Origin of the sequence: Anaerosacchariphilus polymeriproducens (assembly GCF_003363435.1) — a bacterium.
Taxonomy (GTDB): Bacteria; Bacillota; Clostridia; order Lachnospirales; family Lachnospiraceae; genus Anaerosacchariphilus; species Anaerosacchariphilus polymeriproducens.
The window spans coordinates 48,131-66,556 of sequence record NZ_QRCT01000014.1 but is presented as its reverse complement, the minus strand read 5'-3'; the positions used below and the strand labels follow the sequence as shown (position 1 = coordinate 66,556).

The window sequence follows — 18,426 nt, the reverse complement described above, 5'->3', positions numbered from 1 at the left end:
AAAATGGAAGTAATAGCTATTGCGGTATTAGTAGTTGTACTATTATTAATTATCGTATCATGTATTAAAGTAGTACCTCAGGCACAGGCGTTAGTAGTGGAACGTGTCGGAGGATTTTTGGCAGTTTGGGGAGTTGGTATCCATTTTAAGTTGCCTTTGATCGACCGAGTTGCCAAGAGAGTTGTTTTAAAAGAACAGGTAGTTGATTTCGCACCACAACCTGTTATTACAAAAGATAATGTAACGATGCGTATCGATACGGTTGTTTTTTATCAGATTACGGATCCTAAGTTGTTTGCTTATGGAGTTGTGAATCCAATCATAGCAATTGAAAATCTGACAGCGACCACATTGAGAAATATTATTGGTGATCTTGAACTTGATCAAACTTTAACTTCAAGAGAACTGATTAATACAAAGATGAGAACTGCACTGGATGTTGCTACCGATCCATGGGGAATCAAAGTTAACCGTGTAGAATTGAAAAACATTATTCCACCAGAAGCGATTCAAGATGCTATGGAAAAACAGATGAAGGCAGAACGTGAACGTCGTGAGGCAATCTTACGTGCAGAAGGTGAAAAGAAATCAACAGTCCTTGTTGCAGAAGGTAGGAAAGAATCCGTAATTTTAAATGCGGAAGCTGAAAAACAGTCAGCTATCCTTCGCGCAGAAGCAAAGAAAGAAGCTATGATCAAAGAAGCACAAGGTCAGGCTGAGGCTATTTTATCTATTCAGAAAGCAAATGCAGATGGTATTAGATTTATTAAAGATTCAGCACCAAGTGATGCAGTCATTCAACTTAAGAGTTTAGAAGCGTTTGCAAAAGCGGCAGATGGAAAAGCTACGAAGATTATTATCCCTTCCGAAATTCAAGGAATTGCAGGTTTGGTAAAATCTATAAAAGAGGTAGCGGTAGAGGAACCAATAGCAGAACAACAGAATTTATAAGCGGTTAAGTTCCGTATAAGATTAGAGGGGATACGTAAACAGTAGGTTACGTATCTTCTCTTTGATTTACATTTTGTGAATCAGGAGAAGGAAAGTTATGATACCAGTTATTGATATGACAAAAGAATATGGATTGGTTCTGGAAGGTGGCGGAGCGAAAGGTGCTTATCAGATCGGTGCATGGAAAGCATTAGTCGAATCTGGTGTTAAAATTTGTGCAGTTGCAGGTACTTCAGTTGGAGCTCTGAATGGGGCTCTCATTTGTATGGGGGATGTACAAAAGGCGGAAGAATTGTGGGGAAATATAGCATATTCAAAAGTTATAGATGTAGATGACAAAGTAATGGAAGAGCTTTTTGGAAAAAACTTAAAAGCCCAGGAGATTGTCAGAGAATTTACAAGAATTGCAGGAAATAAAGGTGCAGATGTAACACCTCTAAGACAGATGATTGAAGAGAACATTGATGAAGAATTTATAAGAAATGGTTCTGTTAAGCTATATTTATTGACCTTTTCAATCTCAGATATGAAAGAACTGGATATCGATATACAAAAAGAGCCTGATGGTCTGTTAGCAGATTATTTACTAGCCAGTTCTTATCTTCCGGTTTTTAAGAACGAAAGACTTCATGGTAAAATTTACATTGATGGAGGTATGATTAATAACGTTCCGCTAAATTGTCTCGTTGAACGAGGATATAAAAATATAATATCAATTCGAATTTTTGGAATGGGAAGAGAAAAGAAAGTCAAAATATCAGATGATACTGTTTTATTAACAATATCCCCTAGAGTAAATCTAGGCAACATGCTCGATTTTGACAGCAAAAAAAGCAGACGAAATCTAAAAATAGGATATTTTGATGCGATGCGGTTGATTTATGGATTAAAAGGTACCATTTATTATATTGAACAAAAGGAAGAAGAATGTTATTATTTAAATCAACTGGTAACTCTTGAAAAAGAAGTACTATCTTTTATATTATCAATTTATAAGGTCAACATAACCAAAGAGGGTTATCACATAAGAGCTTTGGTAGAAGTTATCTATCCTGCAATCGCCTTAGAATTGAAGCTGGGCAAAGAATGGAATTACGAGACTTTATATCTTAGTATGCTTGAGGCAGCAGCAAAAATTCTGAAGATACAAAAGTACAGGATATATACGGTACAAGAATTAAAGCAATTAGTTGTTAAACGAGTTTATAATACGGAAAATTTAAGAACCCTTCCACTTTTTGTACATTGCATATTGAATGATAAGCAGTTGATTATAAAAGAGCTGGAAGAATAAAAAGTTAGGAGGATAAGGTATTTATGGATTTAAAAGGACGCAGTTTCTTAACATTAAAAGATTTTACAGCAGAAGAAATTGAATATTTAATCGATTTGGCGGGCGAGTTAAAAAGAAAAAAGAAACAAGGGATTCTGGGAACTTCACTCAAAGGGAAAAATATTGCTTTGCTTTTTGAAAAGCCTTCAACGAGAACCAGATGCGCTTTTACGGTAGGGTGTGTAGATGAGGGGGCTCATCCCGAATACTTAGGTAAAGATGATCTTCAATTGGGGCACAAGGAAAGTGTTGAAGATACAGCGAGGGTACTGGGGCGTATGTTTGATGGGATTGAATTTCGTGGATTCAAACATGAGACTGTAGAAAAACTTGCAAAATATAGCAATGTACCGGTATGGAATGGACTTACAGATGAGTATCATCCTACGCAGATACTTGCAGATTTTCTAACGATGAAAGAACATTTTGGTTACTTAAAAGGTCTTAATTTTGTATATTTGGGTGATGGAAGAAATAATATGGCCAATAGTCTGATGATTGGAGCAGCCAAATTAGGTATTAATTTTTCGATTATTGCGCCGGAGACTTTGTGGCCTACAGGAGATTTGACAGAGCTTTGTAAAGAATATGCGAAAGAATCGGGCAGCAATATTACTATTACAGAGGATATAGAGCAGGTGAAAGGTGCGGATGTATTATATACAGATGTTTGGTGTTCTATGGGAGAAGAAGATAAGGCTGCAGAGCGTATAGCAATTTTAAAACCTTATCAGATCAATAAAGAATTAATGGATAAGACAGACAAAGATTCTACAATCTTTCTTCATTGTCTTCCAGCTGTTAAGGGAAATGAAGTCACGGAAGAAGTCTTTGAATCTGATAAATCTCTTGTGTTTGATGAAGCAGAGAACAGAATGCATACAATTAAAGCAGTAATGGTAGCTACTTTAGGAGAGTAGTATGGAGAGAAAAAAAGAAATTTTTTTATTTGATATCATTAATTTTGTGATTGGATTTATAATCCTGGGTATGACTATTGTATTATTCCTGGATTTTAAAGCCCATATAATCATGATTCCTGGTATCCTTTGCTTAGGTGGTATGATGAATTTATTAGCTGCTGCAAAGAGTGATATAAAAAGGCGTCGTATTTCCACTATAATATATTGGATTGCCGGATTTACTCTTCAAGGAGGAGCTATCATTTCAATAATAAATTTATGGAGAAATTAATGAAAACGGAAATTTTAAAAGCATTACGGGAAAGTAAGGATTACATATCAGGACAACAGCTCTGTGAACAATTTGGGGTATCACGAACTGCTGTCTGGAAAGCAATCCGCAAATTAGAAGAAGAAGGTTATGTAATAGAAGCTGTAAGGAATAAAGGTTATAGGCTGATTGATTATCCTGAAAAAATTTCTCAGGAAGAATTAGGAAGCCTAATGAATACGCAGTGGGCAGGTAAAAGTGTAAAATTTTATGATGAAGTAGATTCTACGAATACTACAGCCAAACAACTTGCAGAAGAAGGTGCCATACATGGAACTTTAGTAGTGGCAGACAAACAAAATTCGGGTAGAGGACGCAGAGGAAGAACGTGGGAATCTCCTTCCGGGACAGGTATATGGATGTCCGTTATTTTGAAACCGGATATAATTCCGGCCAATGCATCTATGCTCACTCTGGTCATGGCACTGAGTGTTTTGAAAGCCTGCCGGGAAGTGACCGGATTAGAAGGAGAGATTAAATGGCCCAACGATCTAGTCATTCATAAAAAGAAGGTTTGTGGAATACTTACAGAGATGAGTGCTCAAATAGATTATATCAACCATATTGTAGTTGGAGTTGGCATTAACGTTAATACAGATTATTTCCCGGAAGTTATTTCAAAAATGGCAACTTCATTAAAATTAGAAGGAAATCAAAGTTACAATCGTGCCAGGCTTATTGTAAAGGTCATGGAATGTTTTGAAACATATTATGATAAATTCATGGAGACGGAGGATATGTCATTATTGCAGGATGAGTATGACAGCCATTTAATTAATCTGAATCAAGAGGTTAAAGTTACGCAACAAGAGGGAGAGTATTTCGGAGTATCTGAAGGGATTACCTCTAGGGGCGAACTTATTATCAGGCAGCAGGATGGAACAAAAGTACTTGTATATGCAGGCGAAGTTTCTGTGCGGGGATTATATGGATATGTGTGAGAAATCAAAAAGGAGTTAATATGTATCAGGAAAAAGTCGTTCTATGTGGAGCAAATTCATACAAAAAGAAATATTATCTAAATGAAGATTTTGAAGCTTTACCGGCACAGGTGAAAGACGAATTGAAGATTATGTGTGTTTTATATACAGAAGAAGTGGGTGGAATTCTTACTTTGATTTTTAATGAAGAAGGAGAGTTGACATTTGAGGTCACCCATGAAAATGAGTGTTATTTTGATGAAATAGGAAGTGGACTTAAGATAAAAGAAATTCAAAAGACCAAAGGAGATTTGCTAGAAGCATTACAAATGTTTTATCAAGTGTTTTTCCTTGGACAAGATCTGGAAACTGAATAAGGAGGAGACTATGTTATTAGTAATTGATGTTGGGAATACTAATATAACACTTGGTGTTTTTAATAAAAAAGATTTAATTGCAAAGTTTCGAGTAACGACTAAAATGCAACGAACCTCTGATGAGTTTGGTATCTGTATTTGTGATTTATTGGAACATAGGAATATTGAAGTAAATGACATAAAGGATATCATTGTGGCTTCAGTTGTGCCTAATATCATGCATTCACTTTTAAGTGGAATGATAAAATATTTAAATATTACGCCTATTGTTGTAGAGGCAGGAATTAAAACAGGTATCAAATTGAAAGTGGAAAATCCGAAGCAATTAGGAGCAGACCGGATTGTGGATGTGGTAGGTGCCAAAGAATTATACGGCGGACCAATAATTGTTGTAGATTTTGGGACCGCAACGACATATGATATGATTAACGAGGCAGATGAGTTTATAGCTGGAGTCACTGCGCCGGGAATTCGGACTTCTGCGATGTCTTTGTGGAAGGAAGCAGCGAAGCTGCCAGAGATTGAAATTATGAAACCAGCGTCTATCCTTGCAAAAGAAACAATTACAAGTATGCAGGCCGGTCTTGTATATGGACAGATTGGTCAGACTGAATACATCATTGAATGTATGAAAAGAGAATCCGGCATTCGTAATATCACAACAGTTGCAACAGGCGGGTTGGGAGCAGTGATTGCAAAAGAAACAAAATCTATTGATATTTATAATCCGGATCTGACTTTACAGGGAATGCGTTTTATATATGATAAACAAAGAAAGTAAAAGAGATGAAACAAATAGGAACGAATGAATTAAAAATCGGGAATGTAACATTAGAGAATAATTTAATATTGGCGCCAATGGCAGGTGTGACCGATCTGCCATTTCGCTTACTTTGCAAAGAACAGGGTGCAGGTCTTATATGTATGGAAATGATAAGTGCTAAAGCGATTCAATATCGAAATAAAAAAACAATTTCACTTATGCAGATTGATGAAAGAGAAAGACCGGTCTCCCTTCAACTATTTGGTTCAGATCCTACAGTAATCAGTGAGATAGCGAAAGAAATTGAAGAAAGACCATTTGATATTCTGGATATTAATATGGGATGTCCGGTACCTAAAATTGTAAATAATGGGGATGGCTCAGCCTTAATGAAAAATCCAAAACTGGTGGAAGACATTGTTACAAAGACAGTAAAAGCAATAAAAAAGCCTGTAACAGTTAAGATTCGGAAGGGATTTGACGATAACAATATTAATGCGGTAGAAATTGCCAGGATTGCAGAAGCCTGTGGAGCATCAGCGGTATCGGTTCACGGTAGAACTAGAGAACAATATTATTCCGGAAAGGCAGATTGGGAAATCATACGTCAAGTGAAAGAAGCATTAAGTATTCCGGTGATTGGAAATGGGGATGTTTTAACACCAATGGATGCGGTTCGTTTGAAGAAAGAGACTGGCTGTGATGGAATCATGATTGCACGCGGAGTCCGAGGGAATCCATGGTTATTTAAACAAATTCTTGGCTATTTTGAAACAGGTGAATTGATAGAAAAACCAACCTGTCAAGAGATGAAGGAAATGATTTTGCGCCATGCTGATTTGCTGATCCGATATAAAGGAGACTTTATTGGAATTCGGGAAATGAGAAAACATGTAGCATGGTATATCAGTGGTTTTCCTCATTCAGCACAGTTAAGAAATCAGGTAAATAAGGTAGAAAATTATGAACAGTTAGAAACTTTGTTGAATACGTTTCTATAGTCACTAACTGTCTTTTTGGGAATAAGAAATTGATAACAGGAAAAGATAAATTAGTATCTTGACATAGAAACACCTTTAAGTTATAATACTGAGATTGTTAATATGTATGATTGGTATAAAATATAGATCATTCGAAAGGGCGGAATAAGCATGGAAGAAAAGAAAAACTTACTTACTTACGAGGGACTTAAAAAATTAGAGGAAGAAATTCAAAACCTGAAAGTAGTGAAGCGAAAAGAAGTAGCTCAGAAAATTAAGGAAGCCAGAGAGCAAGGGGATTTATCTGAAAATGCTGAATATGATGCTGCAAAGGATGAGCAAAGAGACATCGAAGCTAGAATTGAAGAAATTGAAAAAATCCTAAAAAATGCAGAAGTAATAGTAGAAGATGAAATCGATTTAGACAAAATAAATGTAGGTTGTAAAATAAAAGTTTATGATTGTGAGTTTGAAGAAGAAATAGAATTTAAAATTGTAGGATCTATGGAGGCCAATAGCTTACAAGGTAAAATATCGAATGAATCTCCTGTAGGGAAAGCTCTTATCGGGGCAAAAGTGGGAGATACCGTAACAGCAGAAACGCAAGCAGGGATTGTTGAATACAAAGTATTAGAGATTCAAAGATCCAATTAAGGGAGTGAAAAAAATTGTCAGAACAAAAGAATGGACAGCAACAAGACATTAATCAGCTATTAAAGGTTCGCCGTGAAAAGCTTAAAGAGTTACAGGATAATGGAAAGAATCCATTCGAAATCATGAAATATGATGTAACTCACCATAGTCAAGAAATTAAAGATAATTTTGATACATTAGAAGGAAATGCGGTTTCCATAGCAGGACGAATTATGACGAAGCGTGTTATGGGAAAAGCATCTTTTTGTAATGTTCAGGATTTAGAAGGAAATATCCAGTCTTATGTAGCCAGAGACGAAATAGGTGAAGATCATTATAAAGATTTTAAGAAGATGGATATCGGGGATATTGTAGGTATTAAAGGGGAAGTCTTTAAAACCAAAACAGGAGAAATTTCTATTCATGCATCTGAGGTGAAATTACTTTCTAAGAGCTTACAGATATTACCTGAAAAATTCCACGGACTGACTAATACAGATATCAGATATCGTCAAAGGTATGTTGATTTAATTATGAACCAGGAAGTCAAAGATACTTTCATTAAACGTTCTAAAATCATAAGTTCCATACGCCATTACCTGGATGGACAAGGATTTATGGAAGTGGAAACACCTATGTTGGTGCCGAATGCAGGAGGAGCTGCAGCAAGACCATTCGATACACATTATAATGCATTGGATGAAGATGTACATTTAAGAATTTCTCTTGAATTATATCTGAAGAGATTAATTGTAGGTGGACTTGAGAAAGTTTATGAGATTGGGCGTGTGTTCCGTAATGAAGGCTTATCTGTCAGACATAATCCGGAGTTCACATTATTAGAATTGTATCAAGCTTATACTGATTATTATGGGATGATGGATTTATGTGAAAATGTATTCCGTCATGTGGCGCAAGAAGTTTTAGGTACGACTCAGATTCAATATGGAGATGTTGAAATTGATTTAGCAAAACCGTTTGAGCGTCTCACTATGGTCGATGCGGTTATGAAGTATGCAAATATTGACTTTAGTACGGTTAAGACGGATGAAGAAGCGAAAGCAATTGCAGATAAACATGAGGTTCATTATGAAGCCAGACACAAAAAGGGCGATATTTTGAATTTGTTATTCGAAGAGTTTGTGGAAGAAAAATTGATTCAACCTACGTTCATTATGGATCATCCGGTGGAAATTTCTCCACTGGCTAAGAAAAAACCTACAGATCCTGATTATACGGAACGATTCGAATTGTTTATTACTCAAAGAGAAATGGCGAATGCTTTCTCTGAGTTGAATGATCCGATTGATCAGAGAGAACGGTTTGAAGCGCAGGAAGAATTGAAAGCGTTGGGAGATGAAGAAGCGAATAGCGTAGATGAAGATTTCTTGAATGCATTAGAACATGGTATGCCGCCTACTGGGGGTATCGGGATTGGAATCGATCGACTTGTTATGCTGTTAACTGATTCGCCGGCAATTCGTGATGTGTTGTTGTTCCCTACGATGAAGAGCTTGGATAAATAGACTCAAGAAAATCAAGGGTTTGAAGTACTTGGTTAGTACAGAGTACAGCAAATATATAGTGTATAGTACTTGATAATATGTATTTGTATTCAAAGATTAATTTAATAATTTTGTACCTATTAAGGACATTTTTTTGAAAGAGATTTTGAAAAGATGTCCTTGTTTTATTTTTCGTACATCATTAAAAAATAAAAATATTGTCCCAAATATTGACTTTTAGTCCCGTTGGTATTAGAATGTTTATGAGGTGAAGAATATGAAAAAAAAGAACGTTTTAAATTTAATAAAATATTATGCGGAAAAAAATGACAATGCATTTAGAAATGAAGCATATGAAATTGCAAAATATTTTGATAATATAGGGAATTATCAACTTTCAGAATATATTATGGCGCTCTTGTCAGATGCAAATACTTTCTCGCCCCAAATGGATAGTGAAGATTATAAGTATTTTAGATTTGTAGATACAAATACAGAAGCCCTTCCGTTACCCGATGTTATTAAAGATAATATTTTAGGCATTGTTAATGCAGTTGGACATAATGTTGGAGTTAATAAATTTTTATTCGAAGGTCCACCTGGAACAGGGAAAACAGAGACTGCAAAACAAATAGCTCGTATACTTGAAAGAGAATTATTTGTTGTCGATTTTGATTTGGTAGTTGACAGTAAACTTGGGCAAACATCAAAAAATATATCTAGTCTTTTTCAAGAAATTGCAAATCTATCTCATCCTGAAAAAGTTATAGTCTTATTTGATGAAATTGATGCAATAGCAATAGATAGGATTAATTCAAATGATTTGAGAGAAATGGGGAGAGCAACATCTTCTGTTTTAAAAGGACTAGATGGTTTGAGTGATAAAGTAGTTTTAATAGCAACAACAAATTTATATAAATCATTTGATAAGGCATTGGTTAGAAGATTTGATTCAGTTATTGATTTCAGTAATTATACACGCGATGATTTATTGGATATTGCTGAGATAATATTAAATGAAATGTTACCTAAATTTAAATCAGTTGGAAGAAATATGAGGTTATTTAAAAAAATAATTTCTTTATTTGAACAAATTCCATACCCAGGAGAATTAAAAAATTTGATAAAAACATCACTAGCATTTAGTGCTCCTGGCGCAGAATATGATTATTTAAAAAGACTTTTTAATGCAATATATAAAACAGATTTGAGTCTTAAAGATCTACAAGAAAAAGGATTCACAGTAAGAGAAATTGAAATTTTGACTGGAGTATCAAAAAGCCAAGTTTCTAGAGAACTAAAGGAGTAGCTATATGAATAATGTATTACAACTTAAGGGGACATTTGAACAGGCACCAAATAATTCCAAACCAGGACCACCAAATTTACCGAGTGGAAAAGTAGTAAAAGTAACAAAGTTGAAAAAACTTTGCAATGATCTTATAGAGCTAAAGAAGTATTGGGAAAAAGATACTCTTTTTTCTGGAGCATTAATAAGTGTCTATTATAATAAAGTGGCTGCAAAAAGTAATAGAATCAATGGATTGTTAACAAAAGGAAATATTTCCGCTAACAGTACTATTGTTGGTGCAAGATTTAGTGAAAGTAAATCTCCAAAACATATTATAACGCATTATCTCACAATAGAATTAATAGAGGAGTCAATTATTCGTCTTCAATCATGTCTTCAAATATTGAATCATACATTTGGAGGAGAAATAAATTGTGATACTATAAAAAAAATAAACATGAAACAGATTGTATTTAACCCTACAGAAATTGCAAAAACTAATTTTTTAAAAGTTATTGTAGATTCTTACTATGTAGAAAAATTTGGTATTTTAGTTGATGAGCAATTAGAATTTAAAGAAGATTCATTAATTACAATATATAAAACAGAAAAAAGTGCAGTAGAGTTAATGGGAAAGCTGGGTATGAATTTACAATTTACAAGGGTAATGGATAATACAACACTACTTTTGCGCCCAGATGAACTTAATGTTTTAAAACAAAAGGCTCCTTTTTTGATTTCGATGGCCGTGCATAATATCACTGAACTTACAAAAGATGATTTTGATTTTTGTGAAAAAGAAGAAATAAAAATACCTTCTCCTGTGAATGAACCGACAATTGGAGTTATAGATACTATGTTTGATGAGAATGTATATTTTTCAGAATGGGTGGAGTTTACCAATATGTTATCAAAAGACATTCCACTGTCAAGTAAAGATTATGAACATGGTACAGCAGTATCTTCAATAATTGTAGATGGACCATCGTTTAATCCACAAATGGATGATGGTTGCGGAAGATTTCGTGTAAGACATTTTGGGGTAGCCGCTGGAAATCAATTTAGTTCTTTTGCTATTTTAAGAGATATAAATGAAATAATATCTAAAAATAAGGATATAAAAGTATGGAATTTATCTTTAGGTTCAAAATTAGAGATCAATAAAAACTTTATTTCTCCAGAAGCAGCAATACTTGATAAAATTCAATATGAGAATGATGTGATTTTTATTATCGCTGGAACAAACCAATCTTCGGAAGAAAAAATACGAAAATTTATTGGAGCACCAGCAGATTCTATAAATTCATTAGTTATTAATTCAGTAAATTTTGAAAAAAAAGCAGCATCATATTCTAGAAAAGGACCAGTATTATCATTCTTTACAAAACCAGATGTTTGTTATTATGGTGGAGATGGAAGAAATTTAATAAGAGTATGTACTCCAATGGGTGAAGCGTTTGTTAAGGGTACTTCATTTGCAGCTCCTTGGATAGCAAGGAAAATGTCTTATTTGATAGATATATTAGGATTAAGTAGAGAGGTTGCTAAAGCTCTGATTATAAATGCCTCAACTGGATGGAATAAGCAAGAGGAAGAAGCGTCTTTAGTTGGATATGGAACAGTTCCTATAAAAATAGATGATATTATTCATTCATCTAATGATGAAATACAGTTTATATTATCAGGAGTTTCAGAAAAATATGATACATACAATTATAATATTCCAATTCCAATTAATAAGAAAAAGCATCCATTTGTTGCAAAAGCTACATTATGCTACTTCCCCTGTTGCAATAGAAATCAAGGTGTAGATTATACAAATACAGAACTAGATATATCATTTGGAAGGTTAAATAATAAAATAAAACCAATTAACAATAATTATCAAACAGATGAAACTGAGCATTTTGTATTTGAAGAGGATGCACGTAAATTGTTTAGAAAATGGGATAACATTAAACATATAAGAGAGGTATATACACAAAGAAGTCGTGCTAAGGAGGTCTATGGTAAGGGATTATGGGGGGTAAGTTTAAAAACAAAAGAAAGATTAAATAAAAAATATGGAGAAGGAATAAAATTTGCAATTGTGGTAACTTTGAAAGAAATAAATGGTGTTAATAGAATAGATGAATTTATAAAGAATTGTTCTTTAAGGGGCTGGCTTGTAAATAAGATTGAGGTCGAAAATAGAATTGATATTTATAATATAGCTGAAGAAGAAATAGATTTTAAAGATTTTGAATGATTAAATAAGATAGTTATTCATTATGGGATATTATCAACATGAGTTTGATTATTTTAATTCTAAAGCAAAAAGTATCAAATTAACTATATTTGGCGATTGGAAGCACTTCATATCCAAAATCAAAAAGTTAAGATAAAGTACTTTGTGTGGAAAAGTATTTTATCCTTTAAATGATGGATTTGATTATTATGAATGTATGATGAAAAGTAAGAAAGAGGAGTGAAAAGTATGGATGTATTTGCAATAAAAAAGGGAGAGGGATTTGAGCTATCTGTAGATGAGTTCGAAAGGCAAACTAGTCATGAATATCCTTATTATAGGCAAAAGAAAGATAAAAAATTGACTTTGTATGCAATATGCCCTGAATGTGGAAATCCCATACAAATCATTAATCTGTATGGAGCTGAAATGATACAGAATAAAACTCATATTGTGAAAATGTATGGAAAGCATACAGGAGGGGCAGTTTCTGGGTTTCCATATTGGAATGAAATCGAAAAGAAAAACTGTTCTTTGTATAAGCCATCTCCATTAGGGAATACCGAAATAAGAACAAAAACCAAAGTATCAGAAGAAATAAGGATTATAATTGAAAATAATTGGAGCCGTATCAAACAGAATATAAGAAGTATTGTGGGGATTAATATATCGAATAAAGTTTTAGAGCATATGAAAGAAGTGTTCATGGCATCAAATGCATACAGCTATAAGGCAGTAAATAAATATAATATACCATATGCTATGTTGCGGTATCAGGAAGCAATTACTATATATAAAACATTTCTTTTTGGTTCTCAAATAAGTGAGATCGTTAAAGAAAAAATAAATACATATAGTAAATACTTTACTATTAAGGATAAAGAAATCGAAAAGAAGGAAGGATACACAGATTTTTATAATATAGGAATATATCTTACTAAAAATCAAAGAAGAGATGCTAAACAATATATACATATGGTTATTTATGAAGCTGATGTAAGTGGCAAGGATGGAAAACATATTATTTTGGAAGAGGAACTAGAGATGAAACCATGGATATATTCGTAGGATTATGTCGTGATTATTTTATAGTGATTTTTAAAATGTTCACTAACAAAGTTCACTCATTCTGCCAAAGTCAGTTACAAAAATTCACTCATTTTACAATTATGAGTGACAAAAAGTAACTGACATAACAAATATGAGGGGTTTCAGGGGATTTTATCACCTGACAAGATGCAAAAATAGCAGAGCTGGCTCTTTTGCGTATCTTGCAATCTATTTTAGAATATTTATATAAGTAAGGATGCAAATATAATTATTGATATGGTTGTTGATCGCAGACATCAAATAAATAATAAGTTGTTGGATAGTTTTATTAACTTATGAATTATGATGAAATTAAACTTGTGGTTCCGGAGATTATTAAAACAGAGATATATAGAAATCTTGAAGTAGAGTTTGCAAGTGTTGGAAAAAAGATTCAGGAAGTTTTGGATAATATCAAGGACTTATATGGTGTGTCAACGTTAACAGTTGAAGGGTTGAATCTAACCGATTATAAGAAGAATGCAATAAAAGAATTAAATGAGGCTTTAACTAAATTTGAAAGTAATAAAAGCAAATACAAAGAAGATATCTTTGATACGGTGGATATGATGCTGTCTCATAAAAATTGTGTTCAGTTAAAAGATATTTCGCTTATGGACAAGGTGTTGAAAAGAAAAATTTATAAGAGAGCACCATTTCATAAAGTTGAAAAAGAATCTAATGGCGATGGTGTAATAACAGAAACATTGATAAATATTAATGATTTTATTAGTATTACTATCGAAGATATAATTTGTTTTGTTACTGGAAATTATAAAGATTTTTCGGATCCTGAAAATAAAAACAGTCTACATAATGATATACTTACTGATTTAGAAAAGAACGGAATAAAAGAGAATGTTCACTATGTAAGAACATTTGGACAATTAGTAAACGCAGAAGTAACCGATGATAAGAAAAAAACAGCTTTAGAAGATTTAACGCGTAACTTAGATGTATTTTAGAAAAGAGTTTTAAAAAGATCTTTGAAGTGAGTACAGCATAAAGTGCAATGTACAGCAAAAGTACAGCAAATTTTTATTTTATGGTACCGAATGGTACTTGATAATACATTTGGGGAATATTTGAAAAATAGGGTGAAAAGGACATGATATATAATAATACTTTATTACTCGAAGTGCTCCCGACGATGAAATCGATTGATAAATAAGACGAAAATCAGTTCAAATTAATACAATGTGCTCGATTGGTATTCTTATTTACAACGAATTAATCTACAATCTATGAAGTCAGCGACAATCAAATAATAATCATAAACATGCGAGAAATAGCGTGTGGTCAAAAGTATGGTAAAAATATTAGGACATTTCATATCCCATCAAACTGGGCGTTGAAGTGTCCTTTCTTTTTGTGGCTCTGTGTCTATTAAAAAAGGAACCTGATAACGTTTCAGGCTCCTTAAATCAGGGGAAAACCCTGACGAAGTATGGAGTTCCAATTGCTTTTTTGAAAGAGGAAGCGGACAACAATAACAAGACCGTATTCTTCGGAAATCGTATAAAAAGCAAGATATCCATTTACAATGACAAAGCGGATGCCCCAAGAAGAGAGGACAGAATCATCTACTAACCGAAACTTTTCAGGAAAATCGGCAAGAGAATTAATCTGTTTTTCAGCTTCATAAAGTAGGTCATCAGCTACTTTGGGATTTTTAAGAACGAATTCAATATGGTCTGCGGCACGATTCAAATCCCGTTCAGCTGCGGATGTGATGTGTATGCGATAACTCATCGTTTACGTTTACTCCTGATGGCTGTCATTGCTTCGGAGAATGGACGGGTATTGCCATCAACAATATCATCAAGTCCTTCTTTAATCAGACCATATAGTTCGAAGCGGCTGTTCATTTCTTCATAAGCTTCAATGCTCATAACAGCAAGGTCGCCTTTACCGTTCTTGGTAATGAACACCGGTTCAGTGTAAGTGTGACAGAATGTGGAAATTTCGTTGTAATTATTTCTAAGTTCCGCACTTGATTTAATAGTTGGCATATAAAACACCTCCTTGTTTATAACAAAATTATACACGAATTTTGTTATATGGTCAATGGAAATCTGGTATTAATATATGTCAGTTTTTGTAATTGTATACGCTCTTGTTGAGTTGAAGAAATCTTACAGAGCAAGTTAAACATACTGATGGTGATGATGATGTGCTTTGCAAGTAGATTTGATAGATGTAGATGAAACCGAAAATGTTGGTGATTTAAAGAAGAAGTTAAAGTCCGATGATCGTCAGGTGATTGTTACGACCATTCAAGAACTTCAAAGACAGCATAATGGACCTAAAAGCATTGAGGATGAAACTGACAGCTGTGCATACGATAATGAGACACACATGCTTAAAGTTTTATTTCCAGCATGTGCGAACTGTGATATAACAATATTTGATTATATTTTAGGCCAGTTACCTAAATTATGTAATCCGAGCGAGTATATTCAGCACACACTAAGGTTTAGACATCACATAGTTGAATATGAAGAAAAACAAGTAGCTATTATTGCGCAGCTTTTTACTTATGTTGATGCAGATAAAAAACAACAAGTATTAAATGATGCTCTTGTACTGGCAGTGTGGTTTGGTGAATATAAATCCGTAAAATATCTTATACAGCAAGGGGCTGATGTAACATATCAAACAAATGGAAGAAGTATGTTAGAATTAGCTCAAAATGCAATTGTTAAATTTAACGATTGTCGTGTAGAAAAATTTATATTAGCTAATATATAGTATTTGGTTATTTTGTTTGAGTATATGAATTTAAAGCTAAAAGGAGAAAGAAAATATGTATGAAGAAGTTGAAAAATGGTTAGATAGTATTTTAGTATAAACAATTCCAACTTCTGTTATTGCATTGAATTTCAATTTGTATGAAGATGGTGAAAAAACATGGTCGATAGAATTGGTAGGAACAGATAGCTTTGACTTAGAAGATGAGGATTGGAGTTGCGATGAAGTTTTTGATTTTGGAACAAGAGATAATCCATTGTCTTGGATAGAGGAAACATCTTGGAATGTAATACTTGATAAAATGATAGAGATAATTAGAAAGTATTTAGCACAAGGATTGTATTCTGGTTTATTAAAAGAGTATCAAGGCATAAGCATTGGATTTGTTGATGGTGATATTGAAATATTGTTTACAAAGTAAGATTTCAATCATGAAGGTGATGAATTGGATCATTTTTACTCTAAAAGTTATGCGAATGATCCATTATTATAGGCAGTGAAGCAGTTATACCCTTGACGCAACAATGACGAGTGGTATAATGGGTATAACAGATGAAGGAGGTGTTTTTTATGAGTCAAGAAGAACTTGTAAATAAAATTGCTGAACTTGAACGAGAGATAGCGATTTTACCTGAAGGTAGTATTACAACGAAGAAGATTAAAGAAAAAGAATACTATTATCATCGTGTTACTAGAAATGGAAAAAGAACAGAAAGCTATATTGATTTTAAGGCTGTTCCAGAGTTGCGTGAGCAAATAGAGAAGCGTAAATCATTAGAAAAAGAATTAAAGGAATTAAAAGCACAGGTAATGCCGGTGGAATCCTTGGAAGAAGAGGATGAAGAACTACAGGATTACAAGACAACCGTAAGAACAGGAAAGCGTCTTGCTGCGCAGATAGCGCTTACTAAAAAGTATAAAAAGAGAGAATGTATAGAAGAACTTCGAAGTTATATATTTGGTAAGCCACAGGACAGAGTATTTATTATTTATGGACTTAGAAGAACAGGAAAAACAACAATGATTCGTCAAATTCTTACGGAATTGCCGGAATCGGAGTTCAAAAAGGCTGCGTTTATTCAAGTAAAATCAAACGATACATTGTCTGATGTAGATGCGGATTTGAAAAAACTTGAAAAAGAAGACTTTAAGTATGTGTTTATTGATGAAGTAACCTTAATGGAAGGTTTTATTGAGGGAGCAGCGATTTTCTCAGATATTTATGCAAGTAGCGGAATGAAAATTGTGTTATCTGGTACAGATTCATTAGGTTTTGTTTTTTCTAAGGAAGAACAGCTTTATGATAGATGTATTATGTTGCATACTACATTTATTCCATATCGTGAGTTTGAAGAAGTGTTGGGTATAAAGGGAATTGATGAGTACATTCGCTACGGGGGAACGATGAGTCTAGGTGGAAATAACTATAATGAAGACACTACATTTTCAAGTGCCAAGAGTTCTAATGAATATATTGATACAGCAATTGCGAAGAATATTCAGCATTCGCTAAAAATGTACCAGTATGGAGGACACTTCCGTCATTTATTAGATTTATATGAGCAAGGAGAATTAACAAACGTTATTAATCGAGTGGTTGAAAATATCAATCATAGCTTTACACGTAGTGTTGTTGAGAGAACATTTAAATCTCATGATATTTCTGTTACGGCAGCTAATATGTTGCGAGACAGAGTTGCACCAATTAATATCAAAGAACATTTAGATTTAGATGCAGTAACCTTTGGTATTATGCAAGCACTTGATATTCTGAATAAAGAAGAGCAAACCATAGACATAGAAGATAGTCATATGCAACAGATTAAGGAATATTTAGCATTACTAGATTTGGTGATGGAAATTGACCTTGTGTCTTTACCGGAAGTAAGCCAAAAAGGAAAAGTTACGATTATTACGCAGCCTGGAATGAGATATTCACAGGCTAATGCGATAGTAGAAAATATGCTTCTTGATGTGAAGTTTAACGAACTTTCAGTTACAGAGAGACAACGTGTGCTGGAAAGGTTATTGAATGAAATTAAAGGAAGAATGATGGAGGATATTATTCTTCTTGAAACGAAGATTGCTAATCCAGGTAAATCGGTATTTAAACTACAGTTTACGGTAGGTGAATTTGACATGGTTGTTTTTGATCCTAAAACACTTAATTGTAAGATTTATGAGGTGAAATATAGTAAGGAACAGGTTCCGGAGCAGTATAGACACCTTAAGGATGAAGAAAAATGTGCAATGACAATTCATAGATTTGGAGACATTACTGGTAGGTATGTAATTTATCGAGGAGAAGCAATGGAAACAGAAGGAGTTAAGTATCTGAATGTAGAAGAATATTTGAAAACACTGTAGATGGAG

18 protein-coding genes and 1 pseudogene are annotated in these 18,426 nt (G+C 33.5%); 17 read left to right on the top strand and 2 right to left on the bottom strand.

Annotation, left to right across the window (positions count from 1 at the left end):
- The first annotated feature begins 3 nt into the window (after positions 1 to 3).
- The 14 genes and pseudogenes from DWV06_RS05710 to DWV06_RS05645 all read left to right on the top strand — a co-directional run bounded on the left by DWV06_RS05710 (position 4) and on the right by DWV06_RS05645 (position 14,267).
- Positions 4 to 951 (top strand): SPFH domain-containing protein, encoded by a 948-nt coding sequence (locus DWV06_RS05710; RefSeq protein WP_115481217.1) that lies wholly within the window; start codon positions 4 to 6, stop codon positions 949 to 951.
- Positions 952 to 1,048: 97 nt separating this feature from the next.
- Positions 1,049 to 2,245 (top strand): patatin-like phospholipase family protein, encoded by a 1,197-nt coding sequence (locus DWV06_RS05705; RefSeq protein WP_115481216.1) that lies wholly within the window; start codon positions 1,049 to 1,051, stop codon positions 2,243 to 2,245.
- Between the two features lie 23 nt (positions 2,246 to 2,268).
- On the top strand, positions 2,269 to 3,204 hold the full coding sequence (gene argF / locus DWV06_RS05700; protein WP_115481215.1) for an ornithine carbamoyltransferase: 936 nt from the start codon (positions 2,269 to 2,271) through the stop codon (positions 3,202 to 3,204).
- 1 nt (position 3,205) lies between these two features.
- Positions 3,206 to 3,478, top strand: coding sequence for a hypothetical protein (locus tag DWV06_RS05695; protein ID WP_115481214.1), 273 nt, complete (start codon positions 3,206 to 3,208; stop codon positions 3,476 to 3,478).
- Positions 3,478 to 4,458, top strand: coding sequence for a biotin--[acetyl-CoA-carboxylase] ligase (locus DWV06_RS05690; RefSeq protein WP_115481270.1), 981 nt, complete (start codon positions 3,478 to 3,480; stop codon positions 4,456 to 4,458). The genes DWV06_RS05695 and DWV06_RS05690 overlap by 1 nt, the downstream gene beginning before the upstream one ends.
- Before the next feature lie 20 nt (positions 4,459 to 4,478).
- Positions 4,479 to 4,814, top strand: a complete 336-nt coding sequence (locus DWV06_RS05685; protein WP_115481213.1) for a DUF6145 family protein — start codon at positions 4,479 to 4,481, stop codon at positions 4,812 to 4,814.
- A gap of 10 nt (positions 4,815 to 4,824) precedes the next feature.
- Positions 4,825 to 5,595: a type III pantothenate kinase gene (locus DWV06_RS05680; protein WP_115481212.1), complete on the top strand. Its 771-nt coding sequence runs from the start codon at positions 4,825 to 4,827 to the stop codon at positions 5,593 to 5,595.
- 5 nt (positions 5,596 to 5,600) lie between these two features.
- On the top strand, positions 5,601 to 6,578 hold the full coding sequence (gene dusB / locus DWV06_RS05675; protein WP_115481211.1) for a tRNA dihydrouridine synthase DusB: 978 nt from the start codon (positions 5,601 to 5,603) through the stop codon (positions 6,576 to 6,578).
- Between the two features lie 150 nt (positions 6,579 to 6,728).
- Positions 6,729 to 7,211 carry a transcription elongation factor GreA gene (gene greA / locus DWV06_RS05670; protein ID WP_115481210.1) on the top strand — a complete coding sequence of 161 codons (483 nt, stop codon included), beginning with the start codon at positions 6,729 to 6,731 and terminating at the stop codon, positions 7,209 to 7,211.
- A 14-nt stretch (positions 7,212 to 7,225) separates the two neighbouring features.
- Positions 7,226 to 8,704 (top strand): annotated as a pseudogene (gene lysS, locus DWV06_RS05665) (lysine--tRNA ligase); the annotation flags it as partial.
- Between the two features lie 268 nt (positions 8,705 to 8,972).
- Positions 8,973 to 10,004, top strand: coding sequence for an ATP-binding protein (locus tag DWV06_RS05660; RefSeq protein WP_115481208.1), 1,032 nt, complete (start codon positions 8,973 to 8,975; stop codon positions 10,002 to 10,004).
- 4 nt (positions 10,005 to 10,008) lie between these two features.
- Positions 10,009 to 12,234, top strand: coding sequence for a S8 family peptidase (locus DWV06_RS05655; protein ID WP_115481207.1), 2,226 nt, complete (start codon positions 10,009 to 10,011; stop codon positions 12,232 to 12,234).
- 228 nt (positions 12,235 to 12,462) lie between these two features.
- The gene (locus tag DWV06_RS05650) at positions 12,463 to 13,281 is read left to right on the top strand and encodes a hypothetical protein (RefSeq protein WP_115481206.1); all 819 of its coding nucleotides are present in this window, start codon (positions 12,463 to 12,465) and stop codon (positions 13,279 to 13,281) included.
- 317 nt (positions 13,282 to 13,598) lie between these two features.
- Positions 13,599 to 14,267, top strand: a complete 669-nt coding sequence (locus DWV06_RS05645; RefSeq protein ID WP_115481205.1) for a PIN domain-containing protein — start codon at positions 13,599 to 13,601, stop codon at positions 14,265 to 14,267.
- A 454-nt stretch (positions 14,268 to 14,721) separates the two neighbouring features.
- On the opposite strand, the gene DWV06_RS05640 is transcribed toward DWV06_RS05645, so the two are convergent.
- Positions 14,722 to 15,054 carry a type II toxin-antitoxin system RelE/ParE family toxin gene (locus DWV06_RS05640; protein ID WP_115481204.1) on the bottom strand — a complete coding sequence of 111 codons (333 nt, stop codon included), beginning with the start codon at positions 15,052 to 15,054 and terminating at the stop codon, positions 14,722 to 14,724.
- Complete coding sequence (locus tag DWV06_RS05635) at positions 15,051 to 15,314, bottom strand: type II toxin-antitoxin system prevent-host-death family antitoxin (protein ID WP_115481203.1); 264 nt, start codon at positions 15,312 to 15,314, stop codon at positions 15,051 to 15,053. The genes DWV06_RS05640 and DWV06_RS05635 overlap by 4 nt, the downstream gene beginning before the upstream one ends.
- Positions 15,315 to 15,480: 166 nt before the next feature.
- On the opposite strand from DWV06_RS05635, the gene DWV06_RS18810 reads away from it, so the two are divergent.
- The 3 genes from DWV06_RS18810 to DWV06_RS05620 all read left to right on the top strand — a co-directional run bounded on the left by DWV06_RS18810 (position 15,481) and on the right by DWV06_RS05620 (position 18,420).
- Positions 15,481 to 16,053 (top strand): ankyrin repeat domain-containing protein, encoded by a 573-nt coding sequence (locus DWV06_RS18810; protein ID WP_193726001.1) that lies wholly within the window; start codon positions 15,481 to 15,483, stop codon positions 16,051 to 16,053.
- Between the two features lie 136 nt (positions 16,054 to 16,189).
- On the top strand, positions 16,190 to 16,474 hold the full coding sequence (locus tag DWV06_RS05625; RefSeq protein WP_115481202.1) for a hypothetical protein: 285 nt from the start codon (positions 16,190 to 16,192) through the stop codon (positions 16,472 to 16,474).
- Positions 16,475 to 16,623: 149 nt separating this feature from the next.
- Entirely contained in the window at positions 16,624 to 18,420 is a 1,797-nt protein-coding gene (locus DWV06_RS05620) for an AAA family ATPase (protein WP_115481201.1), read from the top strand.
- Positions 18,421 to 18,426 lie beyond the last annotated feature (6 nt).

Coding starts and splice junctions, on each gene's coding strand:
- DWV06_RS05710 (WP_115481217.1), top strand. CDS start 4: ATGGAAGTAATAGCTATTGCGGTATTAGTAGTTGTACTATTATTAATT.
- DWV06_RS05705 (WP_115481216.1), top strand. CDS start 1,049: ATGATACCAGTTATTGATATGACAAAAGAATATGGATTGGTTCTGGAA.
- argF (WP_115481215.1), top strand. CDS start 2,269: ATGGATTTAAAAGGACGCAGTTTCTTAACATTAAAAGATTTTACAGCA.
- DWV06_RS05695 (WP_115481214.1), top strand. CDS start 3,206: ATGGAGAGAAAAAAAGAAATTTTTTTATTTGATATCATTAATTTTGTG.
- DWV06_RS05690 (WP_115481270.1), top strand. CDS start 3,478: ATGAAAACGGAAATTTTAAAAGCATTACGGGAAAGTAAGGATTACATA.
- DWV06_RS05685 (WP_115481213.1), top strand. CDS start 4,479: ATGTATCAGGAAAAAGTCGTTCTATGTGGAGCAAATTCATACAAAAAG.
- DWV06_RS05680 (WP_115481212.1), top strand. CDS start 4,825: ATGTTATTAGTAATTGATGTTGGGAATACTAATATAACACTTGGTGTT.
- dusB (WP_115481211.1), top strand. CDS start 5,601: ATGAAACAAATAGGAACGAATGAATTAAAAATCGGGAATGTAACATTA.
- greA (WP_115481210.1), top strand. CDS start 6,729: ATGGAAGAAAAGAAAAACTTACTTACTTACGAGGGACTTAAAAAATTA.
- DWV06_RS05660 (WP_115481208.1), top strand. CDS start 8,973: ATGAAAAAAAAGAACGTTTTAAATTTAATAAAATATTATGCGGAAAAA.
- DWV06_RS05655 (WP_115481207.1), top strand. CDS start 10,009: ATGAATAATGTATTACAACTTAAGGGGACATTTGAACAGGCACCAAAT.
- DWV06_RS05650 (WP_115481206.1), top strand. CDS start 12,463: ATGGATGTATTTGCAATAAAAAAGGGAGAGGGATTTGAGCTATCTGTA.
- DWV06_RS05645 (WP_115481205.1), top strand. CDS start 13,599: ATGAATTATGATGAAATTAAACTTGTGGTTCCGGAGATTATTAAAACA.
- DWV06_RS05640 (WP_115481204.1), bottom strand. CDS start 15,054: ATGAGTTATCGCATACACATCACATCCGCAGCTGAACGGGATTTGAAT.
- DWV06_RS05635 (WP_115481203.1), bottom strand. CDS start 15,314: ATGCCAACTATTAAATCAAGTGCGGAACTTAGAAATAATTACAACGAA.
- DWV06_RS05620 (WP_115481201.1), top strand. CDS start 16,624: ATGAGTCAAGAAGAACTTGTAAATAAAATTGCTGAACTTGAACGAGAG.